The organism is Citrobacter sp. BDA59-3, assembly GCF_015167655.1.
Taxonomy (GTDB): domain Bacteria; phylum Pseudomonadota; class Gammaproteobacteria; order Enterobacterales; family Enterobacteriaceae; genus Phytobacter; species Phytobacter diazotrophicus.
Genome location: NZ_CP063427.1, coordinates 4550794 through 4576710, shown reverse-complemented (window position 1 = coordinate 4576710; position 25917 = coordinate 4550794). Strand labels below are relative to the sequence as shown.

Annotated in this window: 21 protein-coding genes and 1 pseudogene; 13 read left to right on the top strand and 9 right to left on the bottom strand. The window is 53.0% G+C overall.

The features are described 5' to 3' along the window. Positions 1–10: 10 nt before the first annotated feature. Complete coding sequence (locus IP582_RS21485) at positions 11–1543, bottom strand: MFS transporter (RefSeq protein WP_193794405.1); 1533 nt, start codon at positions 1541–1543, stop codon at positions 11–13. A 20-nt stretch (positions 1544–1563) separates the two neighbouring features. After that, entirely contained in the window at positions 1564–2970 is a 1407-nt protein-coding gene (gene uxaC / locus IP582_RS21480; protein ID WP_193794404.1) for a glucuronate isomerase, read from the bottom strand. 325 nt (positions 2971–3295) lie between these two features. Between uxaC and uxuA the strand changes: the two genes are divergently transcribed. The 3 genes from uxuA (at position 3296) to IP582_RS21465 (ending at position 5306) form a co-directional block, all read left to right on the top strand. Next, the gene (gene uxuA / locus IP582_RS21475; RefSeq protein WP_193794403.1) at positions 3296–4366 is read left to right on the top strand and encodes a mannonate dehydratase; all 1071 of its coding nucleotides are present in this window, start codon (positions 3296–3298) and stop codon (positions 4364–4366) included. A gap of 258 nt (positions 4367–4624) precedes the next feature. After that, on the top strand, positions 4625–4957 hold the full coding sequence (locus IP582_RS21470) for a DUF1971 domain-containing protein (RefSeq protein WP_039078090.1): 333 nt from the start codon (positions 4625–4627) through the stop codon (positions 4955–4957). A 10-nt stretch (positions 4958–4967) separates the two neighbouring features. Beyond that, positions 4968–5306: a DUF1869 domain-containing protein gene (locus IP582_RS21465; protein WP_193794402.1), complete on the top strand. Its 339-nt coding sequence runs from the start codon at positions 4968–4970 to the stop codon at positions 5304–5306. 64 nt (positions 5307–5370) lie between these two features. Here the strand turns inward: IP582_RS21465 and IP582_RS21460 are convergent, their stop codons facing one another. Beyond that, complete coding sequence (locus IP582_RS21460) at positions 5371–6483, bottom strand: DUF4038 domain-containing protein (protein ID WP_255520026.1); 1113 nt, start codon at positions 6481–6483, stop codon at positions 5371–5373. 81 nt (positions 6484–6564) lie between these two features. Between IP582_RS21460 and IP582_RS21455 the strand changes: the two genes are divergently transcribed. Further along, positions 6565–7650 (top strand): MFS transporter, encoded by a 1086-nt coding sequence (locus IP582_RS21455; protein WP_193794400.1) that lies wholly within the window; start codon positions 6565–6567, stop codon positions 7648–7650. Between the two features lie 88 nt (positions 7651–7738). Here IP582_RS21455 and IP582_RS21450 read toward each other — a convergent pair whose 3' ends face one another. Beyond that, entirely contained in the window at positions 7739–8263 is a 525-nt protein-coding gene (locus IP582_RS21450) for an acireductone dioxygenase (RefSeq protein WP_228007923.1), read from the bottom strand. 81 nt (positions 8264–8344) lie between these two features. Then, on the bottom strand, positions 8345–9214 hold the full coding sequence (locus IP582_RS21445) for an AraC family transcriptional regulator (RefSeq protein WP_193794399.1): 870 nt from the start codon (positions 9212–9214) through the stop codon (positions 8345–8347). 163 nt (positions 9215–9377) lie between these two features. Here IP582_RS21445 and IP582_RS21440 point away from each other — a divergent pair. The 3 genes and pseudogenes from IP582_RS21440 to IP582_RS21430 all read left to right on the top strand — a co-directional run bounded on the left by IP582_RS21440 (position 9378) and on the right by IP582_RS21430 (position 13791). Beyond that, positions 9378–11215 (top strand): annotated as a pseudogene (locus IP582_RS21440) (DUF2264 domain-containing protein). Between the two features lie 77 nt (positions 11216–11292). Then, positions 11293–12561, top strand: coding sequence for an oligosaccharide MFS transporter (locus tag IP582_RS21435; RefSeq protein ID WP_193794398.1), 1269 nt, complete (start codon positions 11293–11295; stop codon positions 12559–12561). A 39-nt stretch (positions 12562–12600) separates the two neighbouring features. Continuing rightward, positions 12601–13791 carry a glycoside hydrolase family 88 protein gene (locus tag IP582_RS21430; protein ID WP_193794397.1) on the top strand — a complete coding sequence of 397 codons (1191 nt, stop codon included), beginning with the start codon at positions 12601–12603 and terminating at the stop codon, positions 13789–13791. Between the two features lie 94 nt (positions 13792–13885). Here the strand turns inward: IP582_RS21430 and IP582_RS21425 are convergent, their stop codons facing one another. Both IP582_RS21425 and IP582_RS21420 read right to left on the bottom strand, forming a co-directional pair. Continuing rightward, a complete protein-coding gene (locus IP582_RS21425; protein ID WP_039078088.1) occupies positions 13886–14200 on the bottom strand; it encodes a putative quinol monooxygenase in 315 nt (104 codons plus the stop codon). A 30-nt stretch (positions 14201–14230) separates the two neighbouring features. Then, complete coding sequence (locus IP582_RS21420) at positions 14231–14812, bottom strand: NAD(P)H-dependent oxidoreductase (RefSeq protein ID WP_039078087.1); 582 nt, start codon at positions 14810–14812, stop codon at positions 14231–14233. 200 nt (positions 14813–15012) lie between these two features. Here IP582_RS21420 and IP582_RS21415 point away from each other — a divergent pair, with 200 nt between their 5' ends. The 5 genes from IP582_RS21415 (at position 15013) to IP582_RS21395 (ending at position 23178) form a co-directional block, all read left to right on the top strand. Continuing rightward, entirely contained in the window at positions 15013–15879 is an 867-nt protein-coding gene (locus IP582_RS21415; RefSeq protein ID WP_193794396.1) for a GyrI-like domain-containing protein, read from the top strand. A gap of 173 nt (positions 15880–16052) precedes the next feature. Continuing rightward, positions 16053–18311 carry a DNA topoisomerase IV subunit A gene (gene parC / locus IP582_RS21410; RefSeq protein ID WP_039078085.1) on the top strand — a complete coding sequence of 753 codons (2259 nt, stop codon included), beginning with the start codon at positions 16053–16055 and terminating at the stop codon, positions 18309–18311. Positions 18312–18485: 174 nt separating this feature from the next. Further along, positions 18486–19223 carry a 1-acylglycerol-3-phosphate O-acyltransferase gene (locus tag IP582_RS21405; RefSeq protein WP_193794395.1) on the top strand — a complete coding sequence of 246 codons (738 nt, stop codon included), beginning with the start codon at positions 18486–18488 and terminating at the stop codon, positions 19221–19223. Positions 19224–19292: 69 nt separating this feature from the next. Further along, positions 19293–20705, top strand: a complete 1413-nt coding sequence (gene ftsP, locus IP582_RS21400; protein ID WP_193794394.1) for a cell division protein FtsP — start codon at positions 19293–19295, stop codon at positions 20703–20705. Positions 20706–20889: 184 nt separating this feature from the next. Beyond that, positions 20890–23178 carry a YgiQ family radical SAM protein gene (locus tag IP582_RS21395; RefSeq protein WP_370551776.1) on the top strand — a complete coding sequence of 763 codons (2289 nt, stop codon included), beginning with the start codon at positions 20890–20892 and terminating at the stop codon, positions 23176–23178. Between the two features lie 96 nt (positions 23179–23274). Here IP582_RS21395 and IP582_RS21390 read toward each other — a convergent pair whose 3' ends face one another. Next, positions 23275–23808 carry a DUF3828 domain-containing protein gene (locus IP582_RS21390; protein ID WP_079497100.1) on the bottom strand — a complete coding sequence of 178 codons (534 nt, stop codon included), beginning with the start codon at positions 23806–23808 and terminating at the stop codon, positions 23275–23277. 105 nt (positions 23809–23913) lie between these two features. Here IP582_RS21390 and IP582_RS21385 point away from each other — a divergent pair, with 105 nt between their 5' ends. Continuing rightward, the gene (locus IP582_RS21385) at positions 23914–24384 is read left to right on the top strand and encodes a carboxypeptidase-like regulatory domain-containing protein (RefSeq protein WP_193794393.1); all 471 of its coding nucleotides are present in this window, start codon (positions 23914–23916) and stop codon (positions 24382–24384) included. Positions 24385–24430: 46 nt separating this feature from the next. On the opposite strand, the gene IP582_RS21380 is transcribed toward IP582_RS21385, so the two are convergent. Beyond that, positions 24431–25885 (bottom strand): DASS family sodium-coupled anion symporter, encoded by a 1455-nt coding sequence (locus IP582_RS21380; RefSeq protein WP_370551775.1) that lies wholly within the window; start codon positions 25883–25885, stop codon positions 24431–24433. Positions 25886–25917 lie beyond the last annotated feature (32 nt).

Genomic DNA, 25917 nt, shown 5'->3' with positions numbered 1-25917 from the left:
TTTGCCTCAGTTAATCCATTATCGCTTTCTGTTTCGGCGAGAGGGACTGTGTTTCAGGGGCCACTTCCGGCCAGAGTTTTTCATATTTTACCCCAGTCAGATCTTCCACAATGCTGCGTGTTTCAGGTGTTACTGCGGCACGTGAACCATTCTTTTTCAGTCGTTCTACTTCATCAACAAACACTTTGTGAGTCTGTTTATTCAAATGGAAGGTCAGAGCCTGCCATAAGGCGAGAACCAGCAAACCTGCGGTACCAACAAACAGTGTCATGGCAATGGTATGCACTGCTTGTTCTGGCTGGACCTGGCTGCCTTTTACAAAACCGCCTTCCTGCAAAATAAAACCGACAACAAAGGTCGCGATTGCGACGGTGGTTTTGCGAGAGAAGGTCATCACCGCTGCAAACAGACCTTCACGGCGCTGGCGCGTAATCATCTCATCAATATCCGGAATAAACGGGAAGACATTCCACGGGGTAAATTCCAGAACACAACGACCTACCTGGTACAAACCGGCCAGGATAATCAGCAGCAGGGCTTTTTGCTCCGTCGGGAAGAGATAAATCAGCAGAATACCGCCAAGGCAAAGCATCATTGTGCTGTAGGCAAAAACATAAAGTTTTGAGGGGCCAAATTTGATGATAGCGAAACCGGCCACCAGCGTAACGGGCAGGCCGATGATACTCATCGACAGCAGGCTTCCCGCAAACGCGGAGGAAACCTGCAGACAGTAGACGCAGAAAAAGACGAAAACGGTATTGTAAATGTCTTTGGCGGTAAACGAGAGCAGATAGATGGCCAGATGTTTACGGAAGGCTCTCACTTTCAGCGTTGACAAGTAGTCCTTAAAAAGGCCCAGAATATTGACCCGTGAAGCTGAGCGATCGCTTTCCAGTTCGGCAAGCATTTCCGGCGTTAATTCGCGCTCCCAGGTCACTTTCCACGAGATAAAGACGCAAAGCATAAAAGCCACGGCAAATACGATGCCGTTTATCAGATAGGCTTCCGCACTCTTTTCTCCGAGGTAGCCAATCAGCAGCCCCGGAATAAATGTGGCGAGAAAGGTTCCCGTTGCAGAAAGAAACATGCGCCCGGTGGATAGTTTTGTCCTGGCGTTGAAATCTTTGGTCATTTCAGAGGGCAGCGTTTCCCACGGGATAAGCACCATGGCAGCAATAATTTCAAAGGCAAGATATACGCTGAGATAGAACCAGTAGTTCATGCCATTAAGCCAAAGAAGAGCATAAACCAGCATTAACGGTGAACCAATCAGCAGGAAAAATCGGCGACGACCAAATTTCTTACCCAGTCTATTTTTATAAAAATGGTCTGTGAATGTTCCCATGAACAAACTGATAATAGCATCGACAATTCGCGCTATAGCTACGATGGAAGCGGCTTCTAATGGCGAGAGGCCCACAAACGTTGTGTAATAAAATAATAGCCATGCGCCAATGACGGTAAAAGCACCACCACCCATAATATCGGTAAGGCCATAACCGATACTGACAGGTATGGTAATTTTTCTTTCTGAGTTCTTCATGTTTTATCTCGATTATAAAATCAGAAATTGAAATAAGAACGGGCGTTGTCAGCGCAAATCCCTTTGATCATACTGGATAAAATATCCATATCTTCTGGTACTTCGCCCCGATCCACCCAACCGCCTATAAGATTGCAAAGAATACGTCTGAAATAATCATGGCGGGTATAAGACACAAAACTACGGGAATCCGTAAGCATGCCAATAAAATTGGCAAGTAATCCCTGGTCGGCCAGAGTCATTAATTGATTGATCATGCCGCGTTGGGTATCGTTAAACCACCATCCAGAACCGAACTGCATGGGTGATTTAATCCCTTCTTCGCCGCTCTGAAAATTAGCCAATGCCGAGGCTACAATATCGTTATAGCCAGCGTTTAAATTATAGAGAATGGTTTTAGGCAGACCATTATTTTCCGCCATTGCGTTAAGCAGGGCATTTAAATTCGCAGCCAGGTTCTGTTGGTCGGCAATTGAATCAAACCCACTATTAATACCAATAGCGTGATATTGCGGCATATTATTATTTCGGATAGCACCGAAATGAATCTGCATTGCCCACTCTTTTTGCTTATAGAGAGCAGCGAGTTTCACAAAGATAATGCTGTTCCATGCCTGCATCCCTTCGGCGGAAAGTGTTTGTTGCGCCATTCTGGCCGCAAAAAGCGCCTCTGCTTGTTCATCGCTGACGCGCTGATAGCTCACTTCTACCGGGCCATGATCGGAAATACGACAGCCAACCTCATGGAAGAAATCGATACGCGCGGCAATCGCAGCAATGAATGATGAGAAATGCGTAATATTGACTGAGCTTATTTCAGCGAGTTGAGTGACAAATTGGCTAAACCGGATAGGATCCGCTTCGAATAATTCATCGGGACGAAAGGTCGGTAATACGCGCGTAGCGAACCCTTTCTCATTTTTAAGAAGCTGGTGATATTTCAAATCATCCAGGGGTTTATCCGTCGTGCAAATAATTTCAACATTTGACCGCGAAATAAGTGCGCGAGGTGAAAAATCACTATTTTTTAATTTCTTGTTACATTCACTCATCACCTCACACCAGTTGTTACGGTTTAGCGGGGTGTGAATATCAAAATAGGTGGCGAGTTCAAGATGTGTCCAGTGATATAACGGATTGCCAAAGCTGGATTCAACGGTTTTAGCCCAGGCTTTAAACTTCTCCTCAGCAGAAGCATGGCCTGTAATATATTTTTCCTGAATACCATTGGCGCGCATGGCTCGCCATTTGTAGTGATCACCTTCAAGCCAGAGCTGGGTGATATCGCGAAAAGGTTTGTTTTCGAAAATGTCCCGGGCTTCAAGATGACAATGATAATCCAGTATCGGCTGTTTCTTCGCATAGCGCGTATATAGTATTTTTCCTGCTTTACTGTTAATCATAAAATCGTCGTTAATCAACGTCATGATCGACTTGCTCCTGAAATTTTTACCTAAGGTTTTTTTATAAATGCAATAACTGAGCTGTATTTACGGTATACCTAAAAACCGCACAGTCTACTACCATACCAGATAAGTTTTTAATTATGTGAAGGTGGTCAAATTTTGAAATAGTGTTTTAACTGTGCTTGTAGTTAGATTGTTAACGGGCGCTTAACATATTGTTCAATATATTTAACCTCGTTTATTGATTCAGAAAATCTATTGATTATTAAAGCCCATCGTTTTACTGTACTGCTCATCAGCTACTAGTATGGTAGATATTTTTGCTCATTCGGGTTGAGGTTGTTCTATGCAGATGACAATGCGGTGGTTTGGGTCAACAGAGGATAAAGTTTCTCTGGAATATATTCGTCAGATTCCGGGCGTAGAAGGGGTTGTCGGTGCGTTGTACGACATCCCGGTGGGGGAAATATGGCCCGAAGATAAGATTGAAGCGCTGGTCGGCCAGGCCACTGCCGCCGGCCTGAAAATGGAAGTCATCGAGAGCGTTAATATTCATGATGACATCAAAATTGGTCTACCGAGCCGCGATCGTTACATTGAAAATTACCAGCAAACCATTCGCAATCTGGCGCGATTTGGTGTGAAGGTCATTTGCTACAACTTCATGCCTGTTTTTGACTGGATGAAGACTGACATGAACTATGTTCTGCCAGACGGCTCCCTGACCATGGCCTTTGAGAAAAAGGATATTGATAAAAGCCTGGAAGAGGTGGTGAGTGAGGTGCTCAGTAATTCAAACGGCTTTGCACTGCCTGGGTGGGAACCTGAACGTCTGGCGCAGGTACAGAAATTATTTGCCAGTTATAAAGGTGTCGACGACGAAAAATTACGGGAAAATTTAGTTTATTTTCTCAAGGCAGTCATTCCGGTTTGTGAAGACGTTGGTATCAAAATGGCAATTCATCCGGACGATCCGCCGTACTCTATTTTCGGCCTGCCGCGCGTTGTCAAAAATCGTCAGGATCTGGATTGGCTCTGCAACGCCGTCGATTCAGAAGCCAATGGCATCACCCTGTGTACGGGCTCAATTGCCGAAGACCCTGAAAATAATGTCTACGAGATTCTGGCAGAATTTACCCGTCGCAAGCGTATTCATTTTGCCCATGTGCGTAATATTAAGCTTCTTAAGGATAAAGACTTTTATGAGTGCGCACATCCGTCACAGTACGGCTCTCTGGATATGTACAAAGTGATGCAAGCGCTGCACGACAATGGTTTCGAGGGTTACATTCGCCCGGATCATGGTCGTTTTATCTGGGGGGAAAGCGGTCGTCCGGGTTACGGATTATACGATCGCGCGCTGGGTGTCACTTATCTGGTGGGCCTGTGGGAAGCGTTGCAAAAACAGTCGGCGTAATGTTCTGAAACTGGCGGTATTGCCTCGCCAGATCCCTGCGGTTCTGAAATCAGGCACGCCTGAATAAGGCGTTTTACGGCGCAACCTGATGTCCCGGCTGCGCTTTTTCATAACCGTTATCTCTCTTCTTCCCGGTCTACTCCCCCTCTACTCCTCATGGCGTACAACGCCGCTTCAACGCTTTTATTCTCACTTTAAAGGTGTATTTTATTTGCAATATATTGTTTCAATCGACGCATATTTTATTAAGGATGAAACATGCAACGCATTGTTATACCAACACATTATGTGCACGTGCGCTCAACACCGTTATGGACTAAAGAGACTGCCCCCGCCTCTATCTGGCAGCGGCATCTGGATGCCGGTACGCGCCAGGGGGTAAATCCACGCTTGTGCGTTATGCAGGGGGCGATTCGCTATTACGGCTATGCCGATGAAACCAGCCCGCAACCGGTGGAAACGATGACCATCGAAGCCGGACAGTTTGGCGTATTTCCGGCAGAAAAGTGGCACCGCATTGAAGCGCTATCAGACGATACGGTATTCAACGTCGATTTTTGGGTCGATCCCAAAGTACTCATTGAAGGTTGAGGTGGATGTCATGACAACGGAAAACCAAGGCTATTCTCTGGCCGTCACAAACCGCGGCAGCAAAACAACGGCAGAAAAAGTGTATCTGAAACCGATGGCGCTCTACGTGCCGAATATCGCGGTGGCGGCGGTGGCAGAGCTCGTTGAAAAGCTGGCGGACAAGAGTGCCAGCGAGAAGGGTTTCATCCTGACGGTGACCAATAACAATAACGGCGTGTCAGTGGATAAAGATTTCTCTGCGCTGGCAGAACTACAAGATGCCACCGTGGCGGCGGATGCGGTCAAAGATCTGATCAATATCGTCCGTGGCTATGAGTCTGACGAAGAGACCAATGTCTGCGGATGGTAAGTCGCTTCTGATATAGCAAGGATCGCCAGCCCGGCCAGTGCGACTGACCAGGCGGCGAATCTGATTACAGGCGTTGCAGGCGCAGCGCTATCCAGGGTTTCCCCGGCAGCTCAAGCTTATCTCCCTGACGAATTTCCTGAGCAACAGGCGTGATGGTCATTTCCCAGGTATCGATGATATCGACCTTCCACACGCTGTCCGGCGGCAGCATGGTCATCATTTTGTAGCCCGGGCAGTGGTCGCCAAAATAGAACAGCCCCCAGCGCTCGTCGCTCATGCCCATTGAGGTATCCCAGTGGCTTCCCCACGGGACTGGCGCGAGCCGTTTAGCCGCTCCTTCTTCCAGTAGCTGGCGCAAGAACGCGATACGTTTCACGCTCTCGCCTTTGAGTTTGCCGCCGTGCGACCACCAGATGATCTCATCGTCGCTTAGCCAGGTTTCCCCGTGCGTGACATAGCCGCCCAGGCAGACGCCGTGCCAGAACAGGGCCACCATTTTCTGCGCGGTGATATTCCCCCAGCCCAAATCGACATTGCCTTCATAGCAGCACTCGTCAATCACCACCGGTTTGTTGAAAGTCTCACGCCACTCTGGCACGAAGTGCAGATCGTGATGCTGAATGCTGGCGTGGGTCAGCGCGGTATTATGATGATCGTACCAGTGCGCATTAGAGGGATAGTGGATCGGTGGGTTATGCCAGTTGTGGATCGATATCAGGTGATTCGAGGGGTCTTCACGCTGGATCCGGGCGATGGCGGCATCCCAGAAATGCATCGGTTTCTCTTTCAGCAGATCGAATTCATTTGCCAGCGACCACCAGATGTTCTTAAACGAGGCCAGACGTGCCACCAGGTAGCGGATGTAGCGTTGATCCACTTCGAGCGGCATGCGCGAGAATCCCCAGCGATCGTACGGGTGGAAGATGATCAGATCCGCTTCAATGCCGAGCCCGGCTAGCCTGTCGATCTGCTGCTCCAGTTCGGCAAAGAAGCTGACATCAAAGCGCGTATAGTCAAAGCCCGTCTCGATATTGCCGGGGAAGGGGAAGCGCACCGGTTCCGCCAGATTGTAGTGGTAGTGTTTTGGGAAGACGCACTTGCGAATCTTGTTAAACGGGCTCGCGGCAAGCGAGGCGAGGGTGTCTGCCTGCACCGCTTCGGACTGGTAATTCCACACATAGGCCGTTGTGTCAAACGGGTACCAGGGTTCGCCATTGGTGTGGCAAAAATGCCGTTCCCTTCCCGACGAACGGGGCCTTTGTCTGATGAAGGCGTGCACTCAACATCGCCAGAAATCCTGTGCAGCGCGGTGCCTTACGGCGTGTCGTGCCTGCTGGTCTTCCTCGCCCCCGATTTTTCACCGACGGGAAAACGGGTTTACGCCACCGCCACCTATCTGTTTTTGATTCTGATGTACGCCTCAACGGTCGTACCCTATGTTGCGCTGCTGACCACCCTAACGTCTGACCCGATGGATCGGTTGAGTGCGAACTCCTGGCGTTTCCCGCTGGCGAAAATGGCCTTCCTGATCTGCTCGACCGTGGCGCCGATGTTTGTTGCCTGGTATGGCAAAACCAATGAGGCGCAGGCATACATGATGGCGATGAGCTTTATCGCCATTCTGGCGACGGCGTTTATGCTGCTCTGCTTCTGGGGTACCAAAGAACGCTATCAGGTGAAACTGGAGAGCGAACGAGTCCCGTTTGGCAAGCAGCGGCGGGTGATGATGAAAGCGAAGCCGGTGGTGATTTTCTACATCTTCAAAATCACCAGTTCTATCGCGTTTGTGATTAAAGGCAGCGTGACCATCTACTTCGTGAAGTACTTCCTGGAGCGTGGCGACAGCTTTGTTTCCGGGCAGCTCTCTGCGACGGCGATTGCCGGGATTATCGCGCCGATGATTGCCATTCAGCTTATCAAACGCGGCGTGCTGTCAAAGCTCGGCACGCTGAAAGCGGCACAGCTTGGCTGCTGCGTGGCGGCGCTGTGTCTGTACTTTGTTAATCCAGGGCAGATTGGCCTGGCCTGCGCGTTGCTGGTGGTGTCGGTGCTGCTGGCTGAGCTGGGGGCGGTTACCGCCTGGGCGTTGCCTTCCGACTGCGCCGATTATTGCGAGACCCGTTCGGGAATTACAATGTCTGGCGTAGTGGCGGCGGGCACGCTGTTCTCAATGAAAGTTGGCCTGGCGCTGGCGGGCGGGATGGTCGGCCTGGTGCTTTCCGCCAGCGGCTACAGAGCGGGCGAAGCCGTCAGCCCGGAAGCCATGAAAGCCATTCTCTTTTTGTTTGCGGGCGTACCTGCCATCTTCCACGGCATCAGCCTGATATTGCTGATGATGTTTTAGCTGGAAAGTGAGCCGAAAACCACGCTTGCCAGCACGGCGGCGAAATAAGCCATAGCGCCTTCCCATGGGGATATCCGGGAAGGCGCTCTCAATAAAACGTACTGCGACCGGTCAGATGGCCAACCCAGCCTTCCGGATTGGTGAAGATGCGGATGGCGACAAAATCCGGGTATTCACCGCTGTCAAACCAGTGCGGCGTATTGGCCGGGACGCGCAGCAAATCCCCCGCGTGGCAGACCAGTTTTACCACCAGGTCCCCGGCAGGTACGAAGAAAGTGCCACTTCCATGCACAAACAGGCGCACCTCATCTTCATTGTGCGTATGCTCCTGGAGGAATTTTTCCCGCAGCGCGATGCGGTCTTTATGGTCTGGCGTCAGCGCAATAACATCCGCTGACTGGTAGCCTTCGCGCTGTTTTAATGCTTCGATATCGTCGTGAAATTGCGCCAGCAGCTGTGCTCCATCGGTCCCTTTATCAACGCCGCTGACATCCCAGCGTTCAAGCACGATACCGGCCTGGGAAAGAAAGGCGCGGATGTCGTCAAAGCGGGAAAGCGATTGTATGGGGTCGGCTGTCTGCGGGCGCTGGAATACGTGTAATGCCGTCATCATGACTTACCCTGGTAACATAGAAAGACTATAACCTTTCATGTCGCATGGGTAATGGCAAGACGGGTTCTGTATATAATATTGCTATTGCTTCTGAGCGAAGCGGGTCACATGGTTTTTCCGATACTGTAAGGGCGTCTCGCCAATCCCTTTTTTGAACGCGCTAATAAAATAGGTCACATCAGAAAAGCCTGCCTCGCTGGCAATGTCGCCGATGCTTCTCATACTGTGCAGCAGTAATTCACAGGCTTTTCGCAGGCGGATGGTATTAAGGTACTGGTGAATATGTTCGCCGGTCTCAAACAGAAAACGGCGCGACACATAGCTGCGCGATTTGCCCAAATCCTCTGCCAGCCGGGCGAGGCTAAATTTCTGCTGATAATTCTCTTCCAGCCAGAACATCACCGGCGTGGCGATTCCGGTAAGATCTTCCGGCATTTTTTCATTCTCTTCCGGCAGCATATTCAGCAGGGTTAACAGTAAACAGGCGACCTGTTCGCTATTGAGGCTGGCGAGGGCAGCCTGCTGTGCATAGCGGCTAAACAGGTGATCGATATGGGTATGAATATCCGCCGCATCCATCACCACGGCCTGCCCACCGCGCACCGAGAGACGCTGCAACCGCCGCTGGTTATGCGGGAAGTCGCGGAATAGTTTGAGAATGGCCCGATGATCCACATGGATGATGGTGCGCCGGTAGCTGTTCTGCGCTTGCTCATCCACCATCACTTTATGCAGCGTAAAAGGCGGGAAGAAAAACAGCCTGCCGGGGCGCATGGTGTACTGGCGATTATCGACCATCACCACGCCAAATCCCTCTTCCACGTACAGCAGCTCGAGGCATTGATGCCAGTGATGGTAGCGCACGGTATTGGCAAACAGGCGGCTAAACGACACGATAGCATCGTTTAGCGAGATCAGCTCCAGACGTTCCGCATGCCAGGGTTCAGCCATAGTGCAACCATTCTCAATTTTGGTCTCATTACCTGCTGTTATAAACCACCATTTTAAATTTTCTCAACTACCGGTTCGCTGAAAATTCTCCAGTGTGACCGGGGTAACATTTCACTACTCTATCGATTCACTATTCTTTAGCCACTTACGGGAGGGTGAACCGATGCAGATGGCTGAAGGAAAAAAATCAATTCCATTGTCTTCACGTAGCGATGTGGCGACAGCGCTTAAGACGATGCTGAGCGCGCTGGATAAGCAGTTTCCGGCGGGGCAATCGGGATTTCGCTGGGCGAAACCTGTGCGCATTACGGCGCAGACATTGCTGAAATGGAGGGATTATCCCGGGCGATGTGGGGGATTTTCCCTCTGATGGCGGGCGGTGAAGCACTGCCGCTGAGTGAAAAATACATCACGGCGCTAAAGCTCGGCACCGACCCGCAAAGCAGCGGCTACTGGGGCGACACCGGGCCATACGATCAGCGCCTGGTCGAGATGGCGGCCTGGGGACTCGGGCTCGCACTGTTGCAGGATACATGTCTGAGTAGCTTCTCTGCTCAGGAGCGGGACAATCTGCATCGCTGGCTTAATCAAATCAGCGACGCGCAGATGCCGGACAGTAACTGGAATTACTTCGCCATTCTGGTGCAACTGGGCTTCAAACGCGCGGGGTTGCCGTGGGATCGCGAGGCCATCGAACGGCGCTTTAACCTGATGGAAGCCTACTATCTGGGCGATGGCTGGTACTCCGACGGGCCGGGGCGGCCCAAAGATTACTACATCTCGATGGCTTTTCATTTCTACGGGCTGATTTACGCCACGCTCACTGGCGAAGACGACCCGGGCCGCGCCGCCTGCCTGCGTGAAAGGGCGGAGTTGTTTGCCCGCGACTTTATCTATATGTCCGCATCGGGTGGCGAATCTGTACCGTTTGGCCGTAGCCTGACGTACCGTTTTGCGATGGTGGCCTTCTGGAGTGCGGTAGCATTTGCCGGGCTGAATACGTTCTCGCCGGGCGTGGTGAAGGGGCTAATCCTCCGCCATCTGCGCTGGTGGTTGCGTCAGCCCATTTTCGATCGCGATGGCATTCTAACGCTGGGATTTGCCTACCCCAATCTGGCCATGTGTGAAGACTACAACTCGCCAGGTTCGCCTTACTGGGCGCTGAAAGTGTTTTTGATTCTGGCGCTGCCGGAAAGCCACGCCTTCTGGCAGGCAGAGGAGCTGCCGTTGCCGGAGCTTGCCGTGCAGCGTGTCGTTCCTCATGCTCAGCAAATCCTGGTGCACAGTGCGGCGTCCCGGCACGTCTATATGCTGACATCCGGGCAGCTGGAGTTGAACAATTACGTCAACACCGAGGCTAAATACACCAAATTCGCTTACTCCAGCGCCTTTGGTTTTACCATCGAACGCGGGCGCTACGGCATCAAGCATGCCGCCAGCGACTCCATGCTATTACTGAGCGAAGGCGATAACTATTTCCGCGGCCGTCGTGAGTGTGAAGAGGTAAGCGTCCATGCCGACCACATTTTTTCACGCTGGTCAGCCTGGCATGACGTACATGTCTCAACCTGGCTGATCCCCTGCGATGACTGGCATGTCCGCGTGCATCGCGTCGACACGGCCCGCACGTTGCAGAGTGTGGAAGGGGGCTTTGCGGTAATCAAAGCACCGCACCAGTTAGCTCCCCATGAAGGGAGGGCAGGCTGTCGGGTGGAGGCTGAAAACGGGACCAGCATGATTTATGACTTATCGCCTGACCTGGCGCGCGAGCCGGACTGCCTGGTAACACCGCCCAATAGCAGCATCATGTTTGCCCAGTGCGCGGCTATCCCGCAGCTTAAAGGCGAGCTTTTACCGGGAACGCACTGGCTGGTGTGTGCGGTGCAGGCAATGCCAACGGGCAGCCCGTTAACGACTGAATTACCCACGTTTCAACGTGAAAATAACCAGCTGGTGGTGACTCCCGTCCACTGGAATAAAAGTATCACCATTGCGTTTTAGCGAATGCTATTACCCATAATCAGTATTTTAAATTGCATTCAGCACCTCTGAACTCTACCTTTTTTGTCGAGGATAGTATGGAAAAATTAACCATAAATACCCGTACTGAATATTATAAAATCAGTAGTTTTATCTTTCTCTATTTCTTTACCTGGTCGGCAAGTATTGGTTTGCTCGCTATCTGGTTGGGGCAAAAAGCCAACCTGAGCGGTACGGTTATCGGTACCGTTTTTGCTGTTAACGGCGTATTTTCCGTTATTCTCAAACCGATATATGGCTACATCCTGGATAAAATAGGGATGAGTAAATATCTGCTCTATTTTGTCGTGCTGATGTCGGCACTAATGGCGCCGTTCTTTATCTATGTCTATCAGCCGCTATTAATTTCCAACACCCTGTTGGGGATTATCGTTGGTGCCATTTATTTAAGTTTTGCCTGGTATGCCGGGGTGGCCGCCTGTGAATCTTACAGCGACCGCTACAGCCGATTAAACGGTATGGAGTTCGGGCAGATCCGCATGTGGGGATCGCTCGGTTGGGCGGTGGCATCCTCTTTCTCCGGGCTGCTGTTTAACATCTCACCGGCGTGGAACTTCATTATGGGGAGCGTGGCCTCCGTCATCATGTTCTGCGTGCTGCTGAGCCTGAAAGTGAATACCCAGGCGGCTCACGCCAGTGAAGTGCTGGCAAAAGAGAAGATCGCCCCGGCGGATGTGTATGCCCTGCTGCGTAACCGGAAATTCTGGGCTTTCTGCCTGTATGTCGCGGGTGTGGCCTGGATGATGTTTATCGCCGAACAGCAGTTCTCCCGTTATTTCGTCACCTTTTTCACGGATATTCACCAGGGCAACGCCGTGTTCGGCTATCTGGGCACGGTACAGTCGGGCATGGAATTTGTGATGTACATGGTCATCCCACTGTTTGTGAATTTTATCGGTGCTAAGCGTGGCTTATTACTGGTCGGTGCTTTTGTCGGTGCCCGCCTGATTATTTCCGGCCTGTGTGAATCGCATTTGCTGATTTCCATCTTAAAACCGCTCTACGGTCTGGAAATCTGTCTGCTGCTGGTGTCAGTATTTAAATATATCGCTGAGCATTTCGATAAGCGCGTTAATGCCACCATGTATTTGTTGGGCTATCAGGCCATGTTGTATGTCGGCAATGTGGTGGTTTCTTCCCCGGCGGGATTATTGTATGACCGCATTGGCTTTGAAAATACCTACATCATTATGGGATCGATTGCGCTGGCCTTTACCGCCATCTCTGCAATAACGCTTTCCGCCTGCCAGAGTAAATGGCGACAGCATTCCCCTTTAGATATTGCTGGAAATAACCTTTCACGTTAATTCCCGGCCATGATTGCCAGTAAAATAAGGAACCGAAATATGTTAAGTAAAATCGTTGAGGAGCCGTTACGTGAATGTCCAGGCGCACCGTTTAATCGGCAGGCGTTTTCTGATGAGCTGGACAGCGCACGTCAACACACCCTTGAGCTGATTCGCCGTCATTTAACGGAATTCGGTGAGAAGTTTCCCGCAGAGACCTGCGAGAAGGGGTATTACCCGCTGACCGATAACGTTGAGTGGACAACCAGTTTCTGGACCGGGCAACTGTGGCTGGCGTGGGAGATGAGCGGTGACCCGGCGTTTCGCGCAATGGCAGAAAAAAATGTGCGCTCTTTTGGCTTACGCATTGCGGGGCGCAGCGACACCAACACCCATGACCTCGGCTTCCTTTATACGCTCTCCTGCGTTGCTGCCTGGCGTTTAACGGGTAACCGCGATGCGCGCGGGTTTGCCCTGCAGGCCGCCGAGGCGCTACTTGAACGTTTTCACGCAAAGGCGCAGATCATTCAGGCGTGGGGCGATCTTCAAGACCCGCAGCAGGCCGGGCGGATGATCATCGACTGCAATATGAACCTGCCGCTGCTGTACTGGGCGAGCGAGCAAACCGGTGACCCGCGTTTTGCGCAGGCGGCGCAGGCCCATGTCAGGCAGGCGGCGACTTATCTGATCCGCGAAGATGCCTCGACCTTCCATACCTACTATATGGATGTGCAGACCGGCGAGCCGCGCTACGGTAACACTCAGCAAGGTTACGCCGATGATTCTTGCTGGTCACGCGGGCAGGCGTGGGGGATTTACGGTTTCCTGCTGAGCTTCATTTATACCGGCGATAAAGAGATGGTGGCCCTGTCAAAACGGCTGGCGAACTACTTTTTGAATCGCCTGCCGGAAGATGCGGTGTGTCACTGGGATTTGGCACTGGTGGGGACCGACGCGCTGCGCGACTCCTCTTCTGCGGCGATTGCGGTCTGCGGCCTGCTGGAGCTGGTCAAACATTTACCGGTTTCCGACCCGGATCGCGAACGTTATCAGCAGTGGGCGATGCGTATTATGTCGTCACTGGGCAGGCACTATCTGGCCGGGAAAAATGAGCCAACCAACGGCCTGCTTAAGCATTCGGTGTACCATCTTTCCAGCAATAAAGGGGTGGATGAGTGCTGTAGCTGGGGGGATTATTTCTACGTTGAGGCGTTAATGCGCTTTAGCGAGAGCTGGAAGTTGTACTGGTAGTCAGTGGGGTTTTGTCCCGGATGCGGCTTCGCCTTATCCGGGCTCTTGAGATACCCGGGTGAGGCGTTGCCGCATCCGGGGCACTACGAGGGGATTAGACCCCTTGTTCCAGAATGCGGATATGCGTTTCCAGCACATCGCCTTTCACGGCTTCGCTCCAGGCTTTCATATGTGGCGTTTGCAGATGCGCTTCTAAATGCGCCACGCTCTCCCAGTTTTCCACCATGATAATGGAGTCCGGTGCGCTCGTCTGGAAACTGACGCCTGCGGCATGGTCAACCCACGGCGCATAGCCATGGCAACCCTCTTCCTGCAACACCGTCGGGATAATTTTTGCGAATTGATCAAGGACCGCCTGGCGATGGTGCTGGCCAGGACGGGTACGAATTTCAGCAATCACTGTCAACATGGTTAACTCCTTCTAAGTCCAGCTTCACAGTTAAGCAAAAATCTCCGCAAGATGCTTGCGATATTCCTCAATATAACGCGGCACATCTGGCATTTTGATCACGTCATTGGCGATAAAGCTCGGTAGAGCTTCCATCCCAAGGAACTGATTCGCTTTGTGGAACGGCAGATAAACACCGTCAACGCCGACGCCATGGAAGAACTGCTCTTCATCGGTAAAGGCATCAAGCGGTGCGTTCCAGGTCAGAGAAAGCATATATTTTTTCCCCTGAATCAGACCACCGGAACCGTACTTTTTCGCGCCGTCAGAACGGGTTCGCCCATCGCTGGCATACAGCGAGCCGTGGCCTTCGGTAAACACATCGTCCATGTATTTTTTTACGGTCCAGGGAGCGCCCATCCACCAGCCTGGCATCTGCCAGATAACCACATCGGCCCAGAGAAAATTCTGCACTTCCTCTTTAACATCATAATCACCGTCGGTACGTACGCTTTTTACTGCGTGTCCGTTATCGCGCAGAAAACTTTCGGCGACAGAGGTGAGGGTGTCATTGAGTTGACCGTTAGAGTGGGCGAATTTTTTTGCGCCGTTGATAATCAGGATGTTGCTCATTTTTTGTCCTTATCGAAACGTTAATGCCGGTAATTTTATCCCGCATGCGTCAATGACAAAACTGGCAAAGCGTGCAAAGACTTTTGCATTTAAAGCAACAATCGCTTTCGGAGTGGGACTGAAATGACTGCGCGTATTGCGCAAGATCGGTCAGGATTAACCTTCGTCGAACCGCCAAAGTAGCGCCTCAGGAGGATGCGATGAGCGACACGCGTAAGGCGGTTTATTCAGCACGTTTCAGAATGGTTTGTCACTACATTGAACGTCATCTGGATGAGCCCTTATCACTGGAGGCATTGAGTGCGATTGCGCACTGCTCGCCTTTTCACTTTCACCGGATGTTTACAGCCTGGAGCGGAATGCCGCTTTATCGCTATATCCAGTGGCTGCGGCTGCGTCACGCCTCATGGCGGCTGGCGTTTAATCCGCACGATAAAATTATCGATATCGCCCTGGATGCGGGTTTTCAAAATCCGGAGTCGTTCAGTCGCGCCTTCAAAACGGCGTTAGGCGCCAGTCCCCGTCAGTTTCGTCTTAAACCGGACTGGGTGAACTGGCACCAACGCGTACCGAAAAACGTTTCTCAGGAGCGAACGATGAAAGAGATCAACATAGTCCTGTTTCCGACCACGCCAGTGGCGATGCTAAAACACCGGGGCGACCCGGCGCAGGTGAATGCCAGCGCCGCGACATTTATTGAGTGGCGGCGAAGTAGCGGACTTTCGCCGGTTGAGCGTTATCCAACATACGGTATTGCATGGGACGATCCCGAGTCAGTGCCTGCCGACGCGTTCCGCTTTGATATTTGTGCGGCCGTGGAGCAGGCAGTACCGGCAAATACGTTTGGCGTCGAAAATGGTGAAATCCCCGGCGGGCGCTGCGCGGTCATCCGTCATCATGGCTCGCTCGACTCCGTGGGGGAGAGCGTGTATCACCTCTTTCGGCACTGGCTGCCGGAGAGTGGCGAAACCGTGCGCGATTTCCCGGTCTTTTTCCACTATCTGAATTTTGTGCATCAGGTGCCTGAGCACGAACTCAAGACCGATATTTACCTTCCCCTCGTGTAAGCCTGACGCGGCCACCAGCCTTCGGTGGCCGCCAGATGCCTGAACAGGCGAAAGTCCCCCGGCGCGATAGGTTTTGTACGCGCATCACTATGCCTTGACGTCACAGATAGGGTAGTATCTGCGGCAATATTGCCGCCGAAAAGGCGGACGCACATGTTGAGGAATCACACTTAATGAGCGATATGGCAGAGCGCCTTGCGCTACATGAATTTACGGAAAACGCGTATCTGAACTATTCCATGTACGTCATCATGGACCGTGCGTTGCCGTTTATCGGTGATGGCCTGAAACCTGTTCAGCGTCGCATTGTTTACGCTATGTCTGAATTGGGGCTGAGCGCCAGCGCCAAATTCAAAAAATCTGCCCGTACCGTGGGCGACGTACTGGGTAAATATCACCCGCACGGCGACAGCGCCTGTTACGAAGCTATGGTCTTAATGGCACAGCCGTTCTCCTATCGTTATCCGCTGGTTGACGGGCAGGGGAACTGGGGGGCGCCGGACGACCCGAAATCCTTCGCCGCAATGCGTTATACCGAATCCCGTTTGTCCAAATACGCCGAAGTGCTGCTGGGTGAACTGGGGCAGGGGACGGCGGATTGGGTTCCGAACTTTGATGGTACGCTGCAGGAGCCGAAGATGCTGCCTGCGCGCCTGCCGAACATTCTGCTAAACGGCACCACCGGGATTGCGGTCGGGATGGCGACCGATATCCCGCCGCATAATCTGCGTGAAGTGGCAAAAGCGGCGATCACTCTGATTGAACAGCCGAAAACCACCCTCGACCAGATTCTGGATATCGTTCAGGGGCCGGATTACCCGACCGAAGCAGAAATCATCACGTCGCGAACTGAGATCCGTAAAATTTATGAGAACGGTCGCGGCTCCGTACGTATGCGTGCGGTGTGGAAAAAAGAAGACGGCGCCGTGGTGATTACCGCGTTGCCGCACCAGGTTTCCGGCGCGCGCGTACTGGAGCAGATTGCCGCCCAGATGCGCAACAAAAAGCTGCCGATGGTGGATGACCTGCGCGATGAGTCCGACCACGAAAACCCGACCCGTCTGGTGATTGTGCCGCGCTCCAACCGCGTGGATATGGAGCAGGTTATGAACCACCTGTTTGCCACCACCGATCTGGAAAAAAGCTACCGTATTAACCTCAACATGATCGGTCTGGACGGACGTCCGGCGGTGAAAAACCTGCTGGAGATCCTCACCGAATGGCTGACTTTCCGTCGCGATACGGTACGTCGTCGCCTGAATTATCGTCTGGAGAAAGTGCTCAAGCGCCTGCATATCCTCGAAGGCCTGCTGGTAGCATTCCTCAATATTGACGAAGTGATTCATATTATTCGCACCGAAGATGAGCCGAAGCCGGTTCTGATGTCGCGGTTTGGCATCAGCGAGACCCAGGCAGAAGCCATTCTCGAACTGAAATTACGCCACCTCGCCAAACTTGAAGAGATGAAAATTCGCGGCGAGCAGGACGAGCTGGCAAAAGAGCGCGATCAACTGCAGGCTATCCTTGCCTCTGAGCGCAAGATGAATAATCTGCTCAAGAAAGAGCTGCAGGCGGATTCTGATGCCTTTGGCGACGACCGCCGTTCACCGCTGCATGAACGCGAAGAAGCGAAAGCGATGAACGAACACGATATGCAGCCGTCTGAGCCAGTGACTATCGTACTGTCGCAAATGGGCTGGGTACGTAGCGCCAAAGGCCATGACATTGATGCACAGGGCTTAAGCTACAAAGCGGGCGATAGCTGGAAAGCGTCGGCGAAGGGCAAGAGCAATCAGCCGGTGGTCTTTATCGACTCAACCGGGCGCAGCTATGCCATTGACCCGATCACGTTACCTTCTGCGCGTGGGCAAGGGGAGCCGTTAACCGGTAAACTGACCCTGCCGCCGGGTGCCGTTGTTGAGCATATGGTCATGACCAACGAAGATCAGAAGCTGCTGATGGCGAGCGATGCCGGTTACGGTTTTGTCTGCACATTCAACGACTTGGTGGCGCGAAACCGTGCGGGTAAGACGCTGATCAGTCTGCCGGATAACGCCCGTGTGATGCCGCCGCTGGAAATTGAAAACGATGCGGATATGCTGCTCGCGATCACCACGGCAGGCCGCATGCTGATGTTCCCGGTGGGCGATCTGCCGCAGTTGTCAAAAGGCAAAGGCAACAAGATAATCGGCATTCCGTCGGCGGAAGCCGCCAAAGGCGAAGACGGGCTGGCGCATCTCTACCTGCTGCCGCCGCAGAGCACGCTGACGATTCATGTGGGTAAACGTAAAATCAAACTGCGCCCGGAAGAACTGCAGAAAGTGCAGGGAGAACGTGGCCGTCGCGGGACGCTGATGCGCGGCTTGCAGCGTATCGACCGCGTTGAGATTGATTCACCGTCCCGCCCCAGCGTCGGAAACAGCGAAGAGTAATTGTTCTGCATTCATCCCCCACACATCGGTGGGGGAATGACTAATTTTTCCCGTAAAAGCGTTGTTTATTCCAGAGTTGCGATTAACAATACGTTTTTACGACCCCGCATCTAACCAGGCCTGAGTGTTGCAGGCTAGTGTTTATGCACATAGGGATGGGTTTTCGAGGTAGCTATGCTATTTATTGTTCGCTTCATCATCGTTGTTATTTATTCCATTCTGGTGTGTGTCTTTGGTTCTCTTTACTGCCTGTTCAGCCCACGTAATCCGAAGCATGTTGCTACCTTCGGGCATATGTTTGGCCGCCTGGCTCCGGTATTTGGTTTAAAGGTCGAAAAGCGTTTCCCGCAGGGTTACGAACAGCATGGCAAGGCTATCTATATCGCGAATCACCAGAACAACTACGATATGGTCACCGCGTCTAACATCGTTCAACCGCCAACCGTCACCGTCGGCAAAAAGAGTCTGCTGTGGGTGCCGTTTTTTGGTTTGCTTTACTGGTTAACGGGCAATCTGCTGATTGATCGTAATAACCGGGCAAAGGCGCATGGCACCATTGCTCAGGTGGTTAAACATATTCAGAAGCGCAATATTTCTGTCTGGATGTTCCCGGAAGGCACCCGCAGCCGTGGGCGTGGGTTGCTGCCGTTCAAAACAGGGGCGTTCCACGCAGCCATCGCCGCTGGCGTGCCGATCATCCCGGTTTGTGTCTCTGGTACGTCGAATAAAATCAATCTTAACCGCCTGAAAAACGGGCTGGTAATTGTCGAAATGCTGCCACCCATCGATACCACCGGTTACGGTAAAGATCAGATTCGTGAACTGGCCGCGCATTGCCATGAGCTGATGAAAACGAAAATCGATGAGCTGGACAAAGAAGTGGCTGAGCGCGAGGCTGCAGGAAGGGTCTAATCCTTTTGCTATATTGATGCCGGGAAATGATTTCCCGCGCGGTTTATTCAGTTTTTACACGGAGCAACTATGTCACTCAGTCGGCGTCAATTTATTCAGGTATCCGGGGCTGCATTCTGCGCAGGCGCGATACCGCTGAGGGCGAACGCCGCCGGGCAGCAACCGCCGCTGCCGATACCTCCGTTGATTGAATCCCGTCGCGGGCAGCCGCTTTTCCTGACTCTTCAGCGTACGCACTGGTCATTTGCCACCGGAACGCGCGCGCAGGTCTGGGGAGTGAACGGGCGTTATCTTGGGCCGACAATCCGGGTCTGGAGCGGCGATGACGTCAAAATGATTTACAGCAACCGTCTGGCAGAAAATGTCTCTATGACGGTGAGCGGGCTGCAGGTGCCTGGGCCATTAATTGGCGGCGCCGCGCGGATGATGACTGCGAATAATGACTGGGCGCCAGTACTGCCGATTCGCCAAAGTGCCGCCACGCTCTGGTATCACGCCAATACGCCGAACCGTACCGCACAGCAGGTTTACAATGGCCTCGCCGGAATGTGGCTGGTGGAAGATGACGTCAGTAAATCGCTACCCATTCCGAACCACTACGGTGTGGATGATTTCCCGATTATTATCCAGGATAAACGGCTGGATAATTTTGGTACGCCGGAATACAGCGAGCCAGGCAGCGGCGGCTTTGTGGGCGATACCCTGATGGTCAACGGCGCGCAAAGCCCGTTTGTCGAGGTGTCGCGCGGCTGGGTGCGTTTACGTCTGCTCAATGCCTCAAATTCTCGTCGTTATCAGTTGCAGATGAGTGACGGACGTCCCCTGCATGTGATCTCCGGCGATCAGGGGTTTTTGCCTGTTCCTGTGTCGATCAAGCAACTGGCGCTGGCGCCGGGTGAACGTCGTGAGGTGCTGGTTGATATGACCAACGGTGATGAGGTTTCTGTCACCTGCGGTGAAGCGGCTGGCATCATGGATCGTCTGCGCGGCTTTTTTGAGCCCTCCAGTATTTTGATTTCCACCCTCGTACTGACGTTGCGGCCTACCGGACTGTTGCCGCTGGTCACCGATACTTTACCGATGCGACTTTTGCCATCGGACATCATGACCGGTACGCCTGCGCGCAGCCGCGATATTACACTGGGCAGCGATCCGGGGATCAACGGGCAACTGTGGGATCCGCAACGTATCGACATTACCGCTCAGCAGGGCTCCTGGGAGCGCTGGACAGTGCGTGCGGACATGCCGCAATCATTCCATATGGAAGGCGTACAGTTCCAGGTGCGTAACGTCAATGGCGCAATGCCGTTCCAGGAAGATCGTGGCTGGAAAGATACCGTGTGGGTTGATGGCCAGGTGGAGTTGCTGGTCTATTACGGGCAACCGTCATGGCCGCATTTCCCGTTCCAGTATGGCAGTCAGACCCTGGAGATGGCGGATCGCGGCTCGATCGGACAACTGCTGGTGAACCCGGCGGCCTAGTCGATATGGATGCTACTCTGTCGCCCGACTGCGTTCCCGGATGACGGCGTAAACGCCTTATCCGGGCTATATCCTCTTCGGGTTCTGAGGCGAAAACCCCACACATATTCCTTCATTTCATGTATTGATCCAGCGTATAATCCACGCCCTTTGTTTATTTTTTTGCCACTTTTTTGGAAGCAAGATGAGCGCAATATCCCTGATCCAGCCGGATCGCGACCTTTTTTCATGGCCCCAGTACTGGGCGGCCTGCTTTGGTCCGGCTCCGTTTTTACCTATGTCCCGCGATGAAATGGATCAACTCGGCTGGGATAGCTGCGACATCATTCTGGTAACGGGCGATGCGTATGTCGATCACCCGAGCTTCGGTATGGCTATCTGTGGTCGTATGCTCGAAGCCCAGGGCTTTCGCGTTGGCATCATTGCCCAGCCGGACTGGAACAGCAAAGACGACTTTATGCGTTTGGGTAAACCAAACCTGTTCTTCGGCGTGACCGCAGGCAACATGGACTCGATGATCAACCGCTATACGGCGGATCGTAAGCTGCGCCATGACGATGCCTACACCCCGGATAACGTGGCGGGTAAACGTCCGGATCGCGCGACGCTTGTGTATACCCAGCGTTGCAAAGAAGCCTGGAGAGATGTGCCGGTGATCCTCGGTGGCATTGAAGCGAGCCTGCGCCGTACCGCCCATTACGATTACTGGTCCGATACCGTGCGCCGTTCGGTGCTGGTGGACTCCAAAGCCGACATGCTGATGTTTGGTAACGGTGAACGTCCGCTGGTGGAAGTGGCGCATCGTCTGGCACAGGGCGAGCCTATCTCAGAGATTCGCGATGTCCGTAACACCGCGATCATGGTGAAAGAAGCGCTGCCGGGCTGGAGCGGCGTGGATTCACGTATTATTGATATGCCGGGTAAAATCGACCCGATTCCGCATCCCTACGGCGAAGATTTGCCGTGCGCGGACAACAAACCTGTCGAGCCGAAGAAAGCCGAAGCGAAAGCTGTCGTTGTTCAGCCACCGCGTCCGAAACCGTGGGAAAAAACCTACGTGCTGCTGCCCTCCTTTGAGAAGGTCAAAAGCGACAAAGTGCTGTATGCCCACGCTTCGCGTATTTTGCATCATGAAACCAACCCCGGCTGTGCCCGTGCACTGATGCAAAAACATGGCGATCGCTACATCTGGATTAACCCGCCGGCTATCCCGCTTTCTACCGAAGAGATGGACAGTGTTTTTGCCCTGCCGTACAAGCGTGTTCCGCATCCGGCCTACGGTAACAGCCGTATTCCGGCGTACGAAATGATCCGTTTCTCCATCAATATTATGCGCGGCTGCTTTGGTGGCTGTTCCTTCTGCTCGATCACCGAACACGAAGGGCGCATTATTCAGAGCCGTTCGGAAGATTCTATCATTAACGAGATCGAAGCAATTCGTGACACGGTTCCGGGTTTTACCGGCGTCATCTCCGATCTGGGTGGCCCAACGGCCAACATGTACATGCTGCGCTGTAAGTCGCCGCGCGCGGAACAAACCTGTCGCCGTTTGTCCTGTGTATACCCGGATATTTGCCAGCACATGGATACCAACCATGAGCCGACGATCAATTTATACCGCCGCGCACGCGATCTGAAAGGCATCAAAAAGATCCTGATCGCCTCCGGGGTACGTTACGACATCGCCGTAGAAGATCCGCGTTATATCAAAGAGCTGGCGACGCACCACGTGGGTGGCTATCTGAAGATTGCCCCGGAACATACCGAAGAAGGGCCGCTGTCGAAGATGATGAAGCCGGGCATGGGGAGCTATGACCGTTTCAAAGAGCTATTTGATACCTTCTCGAAGCAGGCCGGTAAAGAGCAGTATTTGATCCCGTACTTTATCTCTGCTCACCCTGGTACGCGCGATGAGGATATGGTCAATCTGGCGCTGTGGCTCAAACGCCACCGTTTCCGCCTCGACCAGGTGCAGAACTTCTATCCGTCACCGCTCGCTAACTCAACCACCATGTATTACACCGGGAAAAATCCGCTCGGTAAGATTGGTTATAAGAGTGAAGATGTGGTGGTGCCGAAGGGCGACAAACAGCGTCGTCTGCATAAAGCGCTGCTGCGTTACCACGATCCGGCGAACTGGCCGATGATCCGTCAGGCGCTGGAAGAGATGGGTAAAAAGCACCTGATTGGTTCACGTCGCGATTGTCTGGTACCGGCCCCGACGCTGGATGAAATGCGTGAAGCGCGTCGCCAGAATCGTAATACCCGTCCGGCGCTGACCAAACACACCCCGATTGTTCATCAGCGTCAGAACGGTTCCACACGCAGCGAAACCGCAAAGCGTGGCGTTGCGAAAAACGGCGCAGTGAAAAGTGATGCTGTGAAAACCGGTGCTGTGAAGAGTGGCGCGGTGAAAAGCGGCGTAATGAAAAATGATAACGCGAAAAAAGCGGTGAAGCGTAAGGCGAGCTAACGATTCACCTGCCCCTTACCCTTCGGGAGAGGGGATGTAGCCCGGATAAGGCGCTTGCGCCGCATCCGGGAACGCGCCAAGGTGTCTGCCACTCTGCTAGGGAGAAGGCTGGGAAGAAGGTGTGCTGGTGACATGTTTTTCGTCCGCTTTATCGCTCAGCGCTTCCTGCTGTCGCTCGCGGTTATACTCTTTAATCCCCTGGTATAAGCTTTGGGTTTCATTGACGATGTCGTCAATCAGCCAGCGGCCGTTTTCATCCACCAGGGAGAGCGTCTGTGTAACGGTCTCCGGCCCATCGCTGAATGGGCGGAAGCGGACCACCGCGTCAACGTGCTGACTATCATGGGGCACGATATCGACCTGCTCCAGCACCAGGTTGTCATAATCCTGGCAACCGCAGATAGGATCGTAATTCAAATAGCCTACATCTCCCTCCGCCGTCAGCCTCTGATCCTCTGCGACCTCTTTCATGAGCCGACTGGAAATCACCTGATCCTTGCCGGAAGCATCAAAAATGACCCCGGCTTGATTATCCTTATAGTGCTGATAAAGCAATTCCACGCTACGCTGAGGAGATTCACCAAACGCGGAAAAGCTGCAAATAAAAAGCAATACCAATAGTTTTCGCATAGTCGATTCTTCTTGTGGGGCACTGTACCCAGAGTAGCATTGCCTTTGTGCAGGCGTAAGTCTTCATATACGAAGAGATGTTTATCTGAATTCAAGGAGCGAGTGATGGCAACACGATTCTGGCCGGGTATCGCGCTTTTAGCGCTATTGCAAAGCGGGTGTGTGGCATACACCCAGTCTCAACCCGCACTGGAAGGCCGCCTGGTGGATAGCAGCGGAAAGCCCATACCTGCGGCCACTATTACGCTGAAAAGCTATCGTCCAGGGGCCAGCACCGTAACCGATAGCAAGGGCTTCTTCGCTTTTGCAGGCGAGCATGAATGGTCGTTCTTTTTACCCGTTGGGCCAATCGACAAGATTAACCTTTCCCGCTTGCTTATCAGTGCGCAGGGGCAGCAATACGATGTGTTGCTCTCATACGGGCTGAGTGGACCTTACGGCTCGGGGCCGTCGGAAGTGGGTGTACTGTGTACGCTACCTGAAACGCAACTGCCAACGGATAAAGAGGGCGCAACGCCGGATATTTGCCAGCGGGTGCCGTATAAAGAAATACAGGTATCCCGCACGGCTGAGTGAGTCGGTGGAAATCAGCCCGGCACTCAGGCCGGGCTAAAAGAACTAATTAGTACAGCCCCAGCATTTTCCACCAGACAAGGCCGATGGTCATAAACACAGCCTGGTTGAACAGGCTAATCAAGAACCCTGTTCGCCACCAGGTGCCTGTTGGCACATAACCGGCGCCAAACAGAATCGGACCGCGTGCATGGGTGTACTGCGTTAGTGAGCAATAGAGGCTACTGGTAAAGGCCAGCATCAGCGCCATTGGCGCGGCGGGAATATTCAGGTGAATACCCACGCCGAGGAAGACGGCGTACAGTGCGGCGATTTGCGCATTACCGCTGGCGAAAAAGTAGTGGGTATAGAAATAGGCGGCATTCAGCAGCAACAGTACAATAACCCAACTGGTGCCGCCCATTGCGTTTCCGATGCTTTCACCAATCACGCCGCCAAACCAGGTGGTGAAGCCCAGTTTTTTCAACTGGTTCGCCATCATCAGCAGCGCCGCAAACCAGATCAGCGTATCCCAGGCCCCTTTCTCGCTTTTCACATCTTCCCAGCTCAGTACTCCGGAAAGTAACAGTACCGACAGGCCAACAAAAGATGCGGTTGTCGGGTCTACCCCCAGCGCATCGCCGAAGATCCACAGTATCAGCAGAAGCAGGACGGTGCCGAGCATCAGCCATTCTCCGCGGCCCATTTTCCCCATCAATGCCAGCTCGCGCTGCGCCAGGACGGGAGCATCCGGGGTATGTTTGATTTCGGGACGCGTTATCCAGTAAACCAGCACCGGCACGATAAGCAAGGAGACAACGCAGGGGGCCAGCGCGGCGATAAACCAGCCGCCCCAGGTCAGCGTGACGCCTGCGTTTGCCGCCAGCTTCACCGCCAGCAGGTTACCGGTATAGCCGGTCATAAACAGCGCGGCGGTGACATCGTTAACGTTGCCGATACAGGTAATAAGAAAGGTACCGATTTTGCTGCGCGATTCATCTTCCGGACGAGAGTCAAAGCTGCGCGCCAGTGAGTCGGCAATCGGGTAGATGACCCCACCGCAACGCGCGGTATTACTTGGCATGGCGGGGGAGAGGATCAGATCGGCAAACGCCAGACCATATGCCAGCCCAAGCGTGCGCTTACCGAGCAGGCGGATCATTTGTAGTGCGATGCGTCGACCAAGCCCGGTTTTGATAAAACCACGGGCGATCATAAAGGCGACGACGATAAGCCAGATAAGTGAACTGTTCAGCTCGCTTAATGCCGTGAGGATAGCGCCATTAGCGGTTTTATCGCCCGCGGCGTAGGTGAGGGCGAACACGGTAATACCGATGATGCCGACAGCGCCAATAGGCAGCACTTTAGCGACAATCGAGGCAATGGTTGCGACAAAGACAATAGCTGAATGCCAGGCCTGGGCGCTGAGTCCTTCCGGAGGGGCTACTTGCCAGAGGCCGGTGGCGATAGCAACGATAATAATTAAAGGGAGCCATCGGACTCCTGACGTGGTTTTTTCGGCCATAAAGTCATCCCTATTCATGGTGTAAATAAAAC

What these genes read in the sequence shown, in the direction of transcription:
- IP582_RS21380 (WP_370551775.1), bottom strand. Translation starts at nt 25,885, where the DNA reads ATGGCCGAAAAAACCACGTCAGGAGTCCGATGGCTCCCTTTAATTATT.
- IP582_RS21430 (WP_193794397.1), top strand. Translation starts at nt 12,601, where the DNA reads ATGTTAAGTAAAATCGTTGAGGAGCCGTTACGTGAATGTCCAGGCGCA.
- ftsP (WP_193794394.1), top strand. Translation starts at nt 19,293, where the DNA reads ATGTCACTCAGTCGGCGTCAATTTATTCAGGTATCCGGGGCTGCATTC.
- IP582_RS21395 (WP_370551776.1), top strand. Translation starts at nt 20,890, where the DNA reads ATGAGCGCAATATCCCTGATCCAGCCGGATCGCGACCTTTTTTCATGG.
- IP582_RS21485 (WP_193794405.1), bottom strand. Translation starts at nt 1,543, where the DNA reads ATGAAGAACTCAGAAAGAAAAATTACCATACCTGTCAGTATCGGTTAT.
- IP582_RS21465 (WP_193794402.1), top strand. Translation starts at nt 4,968, where the DNA reads ATGACAACGGAAAACCAAGGCTATTCTCTGGCCGTCACAAACCGCGGC.
- uxuA (WP_193794403.1), top strand. Translation starts at nt 3,296, where the DNA reads ATGCAGATGACAATGCGGTGGTTTGGGTCAACAGAGGATAAAGTTTCT.
- IP582_RS21445 (WP_193794399.1), bottom strand. Translation starts at nt 9,214, where the DNA reads ATGGCTGAACCCTGGCATGCGGAACGTCTGGAGCTGATCTCGCTAAAC.
- IP582_RS21420 (WP_039078087.1), bottom strand. Translation starts at nt 14,812, where the DNA reads ATGAGCAACATCCTGATTATCAACGGCGCAAAAAAATTCGCCCACTCT.
- IP582_RS21435 (WP_193794398.1), top strand. Translation starts at nt 11,293, where the DNA reads ATGGAAAAATTAACCATAAATACCCGTACTGAATATTATAAAATCAGT.
- parC (WP_039078085.1), top strand. Translation starts at nt 16,053, where the DNA reads ATGAGCGATATGGCAGAGCGCCTTGCGCTACATGAATTTACGGAAAAC.
- IP582_RS21450 (WP_228007923.1), bottom strand. Translation starts at nt 8,263, where the DNA reads ATGATGACGGCATTACACGTATTCCAGCGCCCGCAGACAGCCGACCCC.
- IP582_RS21415 (WP_193794396.1), top strand. Translation starts at nt 15,013, where the DNA reads ATGAGCGACACGCGTAAGGCGGTTTATTCAGCACGTTTCAGAATGGTT.
- IP582_RS21425 (WP_039078088.1), bottom strand. Translation starts at nt 14,200, where the DNA reads ATGTTGACAGTGATTGCTGAAATTCGTACCCGTCCTGGCCAGCACCAT.
- IP582_RS21385 (WP_193794393.1), top strand. Translation starts at nt 23,914, where the DNA reads ATGGCAACACGATTCTGGCCGGGTATCGCGCTTTTAGCGCTATTGCAA.
- IP582_RS21470 (WP_039078090.1), top strand. Translation starts at nt 4,625, where the DNA reads ATGCAACGCATTGTTATACCAACACATTATGTGCACGTGCGCTCAACA.
- IP582_RS21405 (WP_193794395.1), top strand. Translation starts at nt 18,486, where the DNA reads ATGCTATTTATTGTTCGCTTCATCATCGTTGTTATTTATTCCATTCTG.
- uxaC (WP_193794404.1), bottom strand. Translation starts at nt 2,970, where the DNA reads ATGACGTTGATTAACGACGATTTTATGATTAACAGTAAAGCAGGAAAA.
- IP582_RS21390 (WP_079497100.1), bottom strand. Translation starts at nt 23,808, where the DNA reads ATGCGAAAACTATTGGTATTGCTTTTTATTTGCAGCTTTTCCGCGTTT.